Source organism: Micromonospora sp. KC606, from assembly GCF_004348675.1.
Classification (GTDB): domain Bacteria; phylum Actinomycetota; class Actinomycetes; order Mycobacteriales; family Micromonosporaceae; genus Micromonospora.
This window is the reverse complement of sequence record NZ_SMKN01000239.1, coordinates 1-8,722: the sequence shown is the minus strand read 5'-3', so window position 1 is coordinate 8,722 and position 8,722 is coordinate 1. Positions and strand designations below refer to the sequence as shown.

7 protein-coding genes are annotated in these 8,722 nt (G+C 72.0%); 1 reads left to right on the top strand and 6 read right to left on the bottom strand.

Annotated features, from left to right (window positions below; genetic code table 11):
* From E1193_RS32610 to E1193_RS27620, 5 genes are all read right to left on the bottom strand, one after another.
* A partial coding sequence (locus E1193_RS32610) for a MazG-like family protein (RefSeq protein ID WP_207922890.1) occupies positions 1-321 on the bottom strand: 321 nt, incomplete at its 3' end.
* Between the two features lie 152 nt (positions 322-473).
* A complete protein-coding gene (locus E1193_RS27635; RefSeq protein ID WP_132186112.1) occupies positions 474-1,109 on the bottom strand; it encodes a hypothetical protein in 636 nt (211 codons plus the stop codon).
* Positions 1,110-1,121: 12 nt separating this feature from the next.
* Positions 1,122-2,846, bottom strand: a complete 1,725-nt coding sequence (locus E1193_RS27630) for a DUF4012 domain-containing protein (protein WP_243707938.1) — start codon at positions 2,844-2,846, stop codon at positions 1,122-1,124.
* Positions 2,847-3,038: 192 nt separating this feature from the next.
* Positions 3,039-4,256, bottom strand: coding sequence for a glycosyltransferase family 4 protein (locus E1193_RS27625; RefSeq protein WP_132186111.1), 1,218 nt, complete (start codon positions 4,254-4,256; stop codon positions 3,039-3,041).
* A gap of 103 nt (positions 4,257-4,359) precedes the next feature.
* Positions 4,360-5,814: a polysaccharide biosynthesis tyrosine autokinase gene (locus E1193_RS27620; RefSeq protein WP_132186110.1), complete on the bottom strand. Its 1,455-nt coding sequence runs from the start codon at positions 5,812-5,814 to the stop codon at positions 4,360-4,362.
* Positions 5,815-6,043: 229 nt separating this feature from the next.
* Here E1193_RS27620 and E1193_RS27615 point away from each other — a divergent pair, with 229 nt between their 5' ends.
* The gene (locus tag E1193_RS27615) at positions 6,044-7,849 is read left to right on the top strand and encodes a nucleoside-diphosphate sugar epimerase/dehydratase (RefSeq protein ID WP_243707937.1); all 1,806 of its coding nucleotides are present in this window, start codon (positions 6,044-6,046) and stop codon (positions 7,847-7,849) included.
* Between the two features lie 113 nt (positions 7,850-7,962).
* Here the strand turns inward: E1193_RS27615 and E1193_RS27610 are convergent, their stop codons facing one another.
* On the bottom strand, positions 7,963-8,547 hold the full coding sequence (locus tag E1193_RS27610) for a TMEM165/GDT1 family protein (RefSeq protein ID WP_132186108.1): 585 nt from the start codon (positions 8,545-8,547) through the stop codon (positions 7,963-7,965).
* Between the last annotated feature and the right edge of the window lie 175 nt (positions 8,548-8,722).

Sequence of the window (8,722 nt, the reverse complement as noted above, 5' to 3'; positions counted from 1 at the left end):
CCTCCCCCGCCTTGTTCCTGCCTCCGGCCCACCCGGGCCGCCCCGGGGACGATCATGACGTTCGCCGGCGCATCGGTCAGGGGATCCGGGACGTACCCTTGTGGCGGCGCGGACGGACACCACGGACCGTGCGTCAAGCCCGAGGCTCTCGATCGCCACGAGCGCGGTGAAGACGACATCGGCCAGTTCGGCGGCGACGTCGTCGCGGGTGTGCATGACGCCCTCGCGGGGGTTCTGGCCGAACAGCCCGATCCAGGCCGTGGCGGCCTCGCCGGCTCCTCGGTGGGCCGTGGTGAAGTCCGCGCCGGACAAAACGGCCAACGTCGGCGGTTTGGTGGTGGGCGCACTGGAGCTGCCGCGGGTGGCCGAGGCGATGCTGGCGTACGGCCCGGTCTGTAGGCGCGTGCGGACGCCCGCCGGATGATCCGGCGGGCGTCCGTCTCTTTCCGCTCCGGGCCCTGCCCGGCTCGGGCTCAGCGCGTCGACCCCATGCCGAAGCGGTGGCGCCGCCGCCAGGCGAGGCTGCCGAGCATGAGGACCACGCCGGCCCCGACCAGACCGCCGCCGACCTTCAGCGGTGTGCCGAGGCTGTCACCGGTGACGGGCAGGTGCGGTCGACGGTGCGGCAGCACCGTGAGCGTCGCGCTCGCGGTACGGCCGGTCGTCCGCCCGACGGCGGTGAAGGTGAGCCTCCCCACGTCCGTCGGCCGGTAGGTGATCCTGAACCGGCCCTGCGCGTCCGTTCGCGCGGTGAGGTGCCGCGGAGCGGGCTGCGGCCTCGAGAGCGCCACCGACGTCATCGCGACGGCGGTGCCGTCGCTGCGCCGGGCGGGGGCCTGGCCCGGAACGGGGGCGGCGAGGGGCGCCACCGAGACGTTGATGTCCACGATCTCGTTCGGGCCGAAGTTACGGCCCGTGAGCACCACCGACTCGCCGATGACGATCGTGGCCCGGTCCAGCGTCAGCGACGCCGGCTGCGGCGGGTAGTCCGGTGGCGGCTGCTGAACGCCGTCCGCTGGCGGCTGCGGCTGCGCCGCCCCCGCCGCCGCCGGCGCTGCCACGACGGCCAGGCCGACCGTGAGCGCCATGATGATGCGGGATAGCCGCATGATGGTCTCCTCCTACTGGTTGCAGCTTGGTGCGGGAATTACTTGGGTGGTCCATGGGGTGACTGTGGGGGTGTGCCAAAGCTCCGGCGTGCCTGCGGTGTTCCGTCCGGTCAGCAGTTCCATCTCGAGGGTCCGGGTGGCGCCCGGGGGTACCTCGACGTTGGCGATGGCCACCTGCCGGCCCCGGTCGGTGCCACTGCCCAGCGGTGCCTCGACCCCGTCGAGGCGGGCGCCCACCACCGCCCCGCCGGCCGGGCTGTACACCGTCACGAGCGTTCGGGCGGTGTACGGGTCACCGGCCTTGCCGAGGCCGAGCACCGCCTTGGTGAGCCCGGAGCGGGGAGCCGACGAGCGGAGGTCGAACCGCAGTCGCAGCTCCCGCCGCCCGTCGGCCAGGCAGTTGCCGACGGTGAGGGTCGCCGAGGGCCGCAGGTAGTAACCGAGCTTCGCGCCGCTGCCGTCGTTGAGAAAGACACCGACGGTCGGTGCCGTCTCCTTCTCCGGCAGGACGCCACCGATCCGGTTGTCGACGAACTTCCGCTGTTCTTCCGGTCGAGCACTCCAAAACAATATCCGACGTTCTCGTACAGAGCGGTCGAATACGGATAAAACCTCGCGAGGGTTGACGCCCTTCCGCAGCACCGAGTCGAACACCGCCGCCGCGGAGGCCGCGTAGAAGGCGTCCTGGTCGTCGAGGTCCAGCGTCAGGTAGCTGTCGGACAGCAGGTTCCGTACGGCGGTCTGCGCGGTCAGGGTCGGGTACCCGGGCACGGCGACCGGGCCGGTGGCCCTCAGCAGGTAGGACAACGCCACCGGGTCCACCGCGAGGATCCCGTCGGCGGCGATGCCGGTGCGCCGCCGGACCATCTCGCGGTAGAGCTTCGCCGCCGTCGGGAAGTGCGGGGTGAGGTTGACGTCGGCCGGGTAGATGCCGGGAAGGTCGGTGTAGAGGCCCCGGGTCTCCGCGGTGAGCGGGAGAACGGGCGGGGTGAACCGCCGCAGCTTCACCGCCGTCCCCTGGTCCACCAGGTCCAACCGACCGTTCTGGGCGCGGACCACGGCGTAGGCGCCGAACATCCCGCCCGTTGCGCGCAGCTCCGCCAGGTTCTGCGAGACGAGCAGATAGGTGCGCTTTCCGTCCGCCCCGAACAGCGTGGGCAGCAACTCAGCACCCTTGCTGACACCCGAGAGCAGCCCGGCGAGCTTGTCGACCTCGGTACGGAGCCCGGTGAGGGCGTCCCGGACCTCCGGCAGCAGTCCGTCGGTGGGCACCACCCGCAGTTCCGCACCGTTCTCGCGTACCGCCACGTCGGCGGCGGTGAGCCGCTGCGCCACGGACCGCAGCGCCGGCAGGTCGAGCCGGCCGTCCTTTGGCACCAGGGCGGCCACGTCGGTCTGCACGAGCGGCGGGAACGCCTCGCGTGCCAGGTCGTCCACGGCGGCCGCGATCCGCCGGACAGCCAACACGTCGTCTCCGGCGTACGGGCTGTTGCCGGCCAGCCACCAGGCCGGCCCGGCCGTGGTCTTCCGCGCGGCGCCGCTCTGCTCCTGCAACGCGGCTAGGGTCCGCTGGGCCCGCCCGGTGTCTCCGGCGACGATCTGCGTGCTGAGTTCTCGGGCGAGCCCCGCCGCGTTCAGCAGGTGCGCGCGTGCCTGCCAGCCCCGGAAGCCGACCCAGCCACCGCCGGCGGCCAACAGCGACCCGACCACGAGGCCGGCGAGCAGGGCGCGGCGCATCCGCGCCTTCGTCCGTCGCCGCAGCCGCAGTCGCCGACCGCGAGAAGACCTACCGCTCTCCGCCACACCACACTCCCGCCCGAAACGGACACATCCTGCGATTAGCCGCTTTTCTAGCATGTACAACGACGCAGAAGCGCCGTTATTGCCCTTATCCTGCATAAATTCGATGAATTAAAACCCTTCAGGTGATCAGCGCCCCCCGCGACCGACCGCCACCTCACGCAGCAACCCCTCGATCCGGTCCACTCCGGCCCGCAGCGACATCTCCCGCAGGTACGCCTCCCGCCCCCGTCGGCCCATCTCGGCCCGCGCGGGGGCCGGGATGGTGGAGGCCAGCCAGAACCGGTCGGCGAGCGTCGCCCAGTCCTCGGGCGGACAGGAGAGCCCGGCCCGGGTCCGTTCGACGAGTTCGGCGGTGTCCCCGCCGGCGGAGGCGACCACCGGCCTGGCGCAGGCCAGCGCGGCCTGGAGCTTCGCCGGCACATTCCCGCGCAGCTCCGGCAGGTCGCGCAGCATGACGAGCTGGTAGTCGGCCGCGGCGTACAGCTCCGGCATGTCCAGCGGGGACCGACGTTCCACGAAGCGGATGTTGCCCGTCCCCAGCTCGGCGGCGAGCCCCCGCACCCGCCGCTCCTCCGCACCGGACCCCACCAGCACCAGGTCCATCCGGCCGTCGAGCGCCGCGGCGGCGCGGACCGCGGTCTCCAGCCCCTGGCGTACGCCGATCGTCCCGGCGTGCATGACGACGCACCGGCCGTCGCCGCGGACCAGCCCCTGCGCCGCCCGGCTCGGCCGGAGTGGCTGGAAGATCCGCTCGTCGGTCCAGTTGAGCACCAGCCGCACCCGGTCGGGCCGCACCCCGTCGGCCAGCACGAGGTCACGCATCGACGGTGCGGCGACCGCGACCGCGTCGGCCTCCCGGTGTACCCGCCGCATCGTGGCGACGAGGCGCCCGGCGCGGTCCGGCCGGCCCGGGGCGCCACCCTCGTCGGCCCACAGGTCCTGCACGTGCAGCACCGTGGGCACCTGGTTGAGCATCCGCAGCATCGCCGCGGCGGCGAACACGGTGGCCGGGAGCTGGAAGACGTAGAGCACGTCCACGTCGGCCAGGTACCGGCGTCCGACAAGCGCCACGCTGCCGGCGAACGACAGGTAGCTGGCCATCCGGGCACGGACGGAGGCCTCCCCACCCGCGTACCGGGGGACCCGTCGCACGGTGAGCCGCTCGCTGCGGGTCACGTGCCGCCACCGCTGCCGCCATCCTGGATAGACGTGTCCGCCCGGGTAGTCCGGAAAGCCGGTCAGGACGCGCACCTCGTGACCGCGAGCGGCCAGTTCCTCGGCCAGACTGCCCGGGATGAACGCCGGTTCGGGTGGGAAGTGGTATGACAGGATGCCGATCCTCATCGACGGCTCCCCCTCCGGGCGGACCCTCCCCCGGCCCGGCGCCGGACCGGCACGGCCGGCCCGACGCCCGCCGGATGCCGGTGTCGTCTGGCCGTGGCGGCGCTCATCTCGACAACCGGGTGAGTTCCTGTGTCCGGTCCCCCACCGGCGCGGTCTCGGGCGTCTGGGCCCGGTGCGCGGCGGCGACCCGGTCCGCGGGCACCGCGGACGTGGTGGCGATCCGGTACGCCTCGTACTGGTACGCGTCCACCCTGGCCACCTTGGTCATGTTCAGCACGCAGCCGAGCAGGCGCACCGAGACCGAGTGCAGCGCCCGGGCCGCCGCGGCGACCTGACTGCGCGAGGTCCGCCCCTGCTGTGTGACCAGCAGCGCGCCGTCGGCCTGCACCGCCACCACCACACCGTCGGTCACCGCCAGCAGCGGCGCGGTGTCGATGACCACGATGTCGGCCGACTCCCGCAACGCCAGCAGCAGGTCCGCCATCGCCTTGGAGCCGAGCAGTTCGCTCGGGTTGGGTGGAGTCGAGCCGCTCGGCAGCACCAGCAGCGACTTGTCGCCCCACCGCTGCACGACGTGGCCAACCTGCACGTCACCCACCAGCACGTCGGTGAGTCCCACGCCACCGTCCAGGCCGAGGTAGTCGGCGACCTTCGGCCGGCGGAGGTCGGCGTCGACCAGCAGCACCCGCCAGCCCGCCTCGGCCAGCGCGATCGCCAGGTTGCAGGAGAGGGTGGTCTTCCCCTCGCCCTGCAGGGCGCTGGTGACCGCGATGACCCGGGCCGGCTCGTGCACGTCGACGAAGCGCAGGTTCGTGCGCAGCTTGCGTACCGCCTCGGCCCGGGCCGAGGTGGCAGCCTCGCCCACGATGAGCGGCGCGGCCTTGGCGCCCGCCTCGAAGGGGATCTCGCCGAGCAGCGGGCTGCCGGTCACCCGTTGCAGCCCGGCGGCGTCGCGCAGCCGGACGTCCACCAGCCCTCGCAGGACCGCCAGGCCGACGCCGAGCAGCAGCCCGAGCAGCGCCCCCACGGTGAGATTGCGGGCGGGCTGAGGCGCGACCGGGGCGGAGCTGACCCGGGGGCCGCTGATTACCTCGATCTTGATGGGCGCGGACCGCCCCTCCGGCGGGGTCTCGACCTTCTGCACCAGCTCGACGAACTTGGCCGACAGGGTCTCGGTGAGCTTCAACGCCCGGGACTGGTCGGTGTCGGTGACGGCCGCCCGGAGCAGCACGGTGCCCGTCTCCGTCGAGGTCTCGATCCGGCGCTGCAGGTCGTCCGCGGTGAGCCCGAGCGGCGTCTCCGCCACCACGCTCTGCGCCAGCCGGTCGCTGCTCAGCAGGTCGGCGTACGACTTGACCCGCTGCTGAAGGAAGAGCCCGCCCTGGTAGGCGTCGGTGACGCCCTGGCTCGGGGTGGTGACGAAGAAGGTCACCGAAGCCGTGTAGCGGGGCGGCGTACGCATTGTGATCAACGCTGCCGAGCCCACCGCGACCATCAGCGTGATCAGCACGATCCACCAGTGCCGGCGCACCAGGCGCAGATAGTTGCGGACATCCATCACGCCTCCCCTCCCGTCAGGACATCTATCCGGAGAAACTGCACGAAATCCCCCTTGGTGGCACCAACCGCATGTCAGGATCTAAACGACTAACAACATGGACGAAGTGAATGTAGACGATCCAACGGCCCAACATCTCCCAATCAACCCATACAGACCAAAAAAGCAGAGGACATCCATGGATCCTGCAGCCCGACGAGCCGACGCCGGCACTCCCCGACGTGACTGGGTGACCCGACGTGCCAAGGCCCTCTCTCTGCTAACGCTCGACACGGCGGCGTGGTGCGCCGGATTTCTGGTCGCCACCTGGGCCCGGTTCGAGTTCGAGCTGACTCCCGCCCAGTGCCTGCTGGCGCTGGCCACCGCGCTGGTCTGCGCGGTCGTCCACGCCAGCATCGAGCAGGTCCGCTCCACGGCTCGGGGCCGTCACCCGATCGGCAGCGCGGGGGAGGCCCGCGACCTCGCCGGCACGGCCCTCCTCGCCGCCGCCGTCATGCTCACCGCGCTGGCCGCGATGACCGAACGGCCCGTGCCGGCCAGCGTCCCGGTGACCGGCGGCGCCATCGCGCTGCTGCTGATGGCCGGCGGTCGGGTCGGCTACCGGTGGCGGCGCGACCGCGACGACCGGCCCGCCCGGTCCGCGAACCGGGCGCTGGTCTACGGCGTGGACGCCGCCAGCGAGCGCCTGGTCCGGGTGCTCGCGAGTGACCCGGGCAGCGGCTACCTGCCCGTCGGGCTGCTCGACGACGACCCTGACAAACAGGGCCTACGCCTGGAAGGGCTGCGGGTGCTGGGCGGCCGGGAGGCGATCGAACCGGCGGTACGCCGGACCCGCGCCACCACCGTGATCTTCTCCATCAACGGCTCGGACGCCGAACTGATGCGCGACGTGCGCGCCCGTACGCTACAGGCGGGCGCCGCCTTCAAGGTGCTCCCACCGGTACGCGAACTGCTGGACCGGCCGGTCACCGCCACCGACGTGCGTGACCTGCAGATCACCGACCTGCTCGGCCGGGCCCAGCGGGTCGCCGAGCTGACCTTCGAGCGCAACGGGCTGGCCGGCCGACGGGTCCTGGTCACCGGGGCGGGCGGCTCCATCGGCTCCGAGCTGTGCCGCCAGATCGCCCGCTGCGAGCCGGGCGAACTGATGATGCTCGACCGGGACGAGTCGGCCCTGCACGCCCTTCAGATGTCGCTGCACGGCCGGGCCCTGCTGGACGGGCCGGAGCTGATCCTGGCCGACATCCGCGACGCCGACAACATCGCCCGGATCGTCGCCGACCGGCAGCCCGACGTGGTGTTCCACGCCGCCGCCCTGAAGCACCTGACACTGTTGCAGCGCCACCCGGGCGAAGCGATCAAGACCAACATCCGTGGCACTCTGAACGTCCTGCAGGCCTGCCGCGACGTCAGCGAGTTCGTCAACATCTCCACGGACAAGGCGGCGAACCCGGTGAGCGTGCTCGGCTACTCCAAGCGGATCACCGAGCGGCTGACCGCTCACTACTCCGCGCAGGTCGGCGGGCGGTTCCTCAGCGTCCGGTTCGGCAACGTGCTCAGCAGCCGCGGCTCGGTGCTCACCGCCTTCCAGGCACAGGTCGAGGCGGGGTTGCCGATCACCGTGACCCACCCGGACGTGACCCGTTACTTCATGACCATCCAGGAGGCCGTCCACCTGGTGCTCCAGGCGGCCGCCATCGGACGCGGCGCGGAGGCGCTGGTGCTCGACATGGGCGAGCCGGTGCGCATCGCCGACGTGGCCCGGCGGCTCGCCGCCGAGGCCGCCAACCCGACCGAGATCGTGTTCACCGGTCTGCGTCCCGGCGAGAAGCTGCACGAGGACCTCTTCGGCGCGGACGAGATCGACATCCGACCGCTGCACCCACTCATCTCCCACGTGCGGGTTCCCCCGCTCGCCCCCGAGGAGCTGCGTGGACTCGACCCGTACGCCGACGCGGACGAACTGATCAAGCGAATGGCGGCGTACTGCGAGGACCGGCCGGCCCGGGTGTCCCTGCTGCCCGCACCCCGCTGAGGGCCCGCCCGCACCGGGCGGCGGCCCTGAGCTGCCGCCGCCCGGGACGGGCGCTGGGCCCAGCCGGCGAGCTACGGGCTCACCAGCCCGGAGCCGGCGAGGGTGGTCGCCGGTCAGAGCTGCCCGACGGCGTCGAGGATCAGCCACAGACCGCACACGGCGAAGAGCGCGGCGGCCCCGTACCGGATGGTCTTCTCCGGCAGGTGCCGGCCCAGCATCCGGCCCACCAGGATCGCGAGCGCGTCGGCGGCCACCATCCCCAGCGTCGAGCCGAGCCAGGTGCCGAACCAGCCGTAGGTGGTGGCCAACGTGATGGTCGCCAGCATGGTCTTGTCCCCCAGCTCGGCGAGGAAGAAGGCGACGCCGACGGCGACCACCGCAGAGCGGCCGCCCTGCTCGGCTTTGCGCTTCTCCTTCTCGGTGAGTGTGTCGCCGCGCAGGGTCCACACGCCGAAGCCGAGGAAGGCCAGGCCCGCGACCAGCGAGATCCAACCGGTGGGCAGGGCCGCGTTCAAACCCACGCCGATCGCCACCGAGGCCAGGTGCACGATCGCGGTGGCCACGGTGATGCCGATCAGCACCGGCACCGGCTTGAACCGCGTGGCGAAGGTGAGCGCCATCAGCTGGGACTTGTCCCCCAGCTCGGCGACGAAGATGACACCGAAGCTGACCGCCAACGCGACGAGAAAACCGTCCATGAAACCCCTCCCGATCAGGCCGGGAGGAGGTACGGGATGCCCTCGACCCGGCTGCAACAGCCTGAGTCGAAGGTCTCGCCCGCCCCGAGGTGGGGCCGCGTGGCCGGATGCGGAGGCACCAGTGTGTCGACCACGACATTGGGGGCTACTCCCCTTCGCGCCCACCACCCTAGCC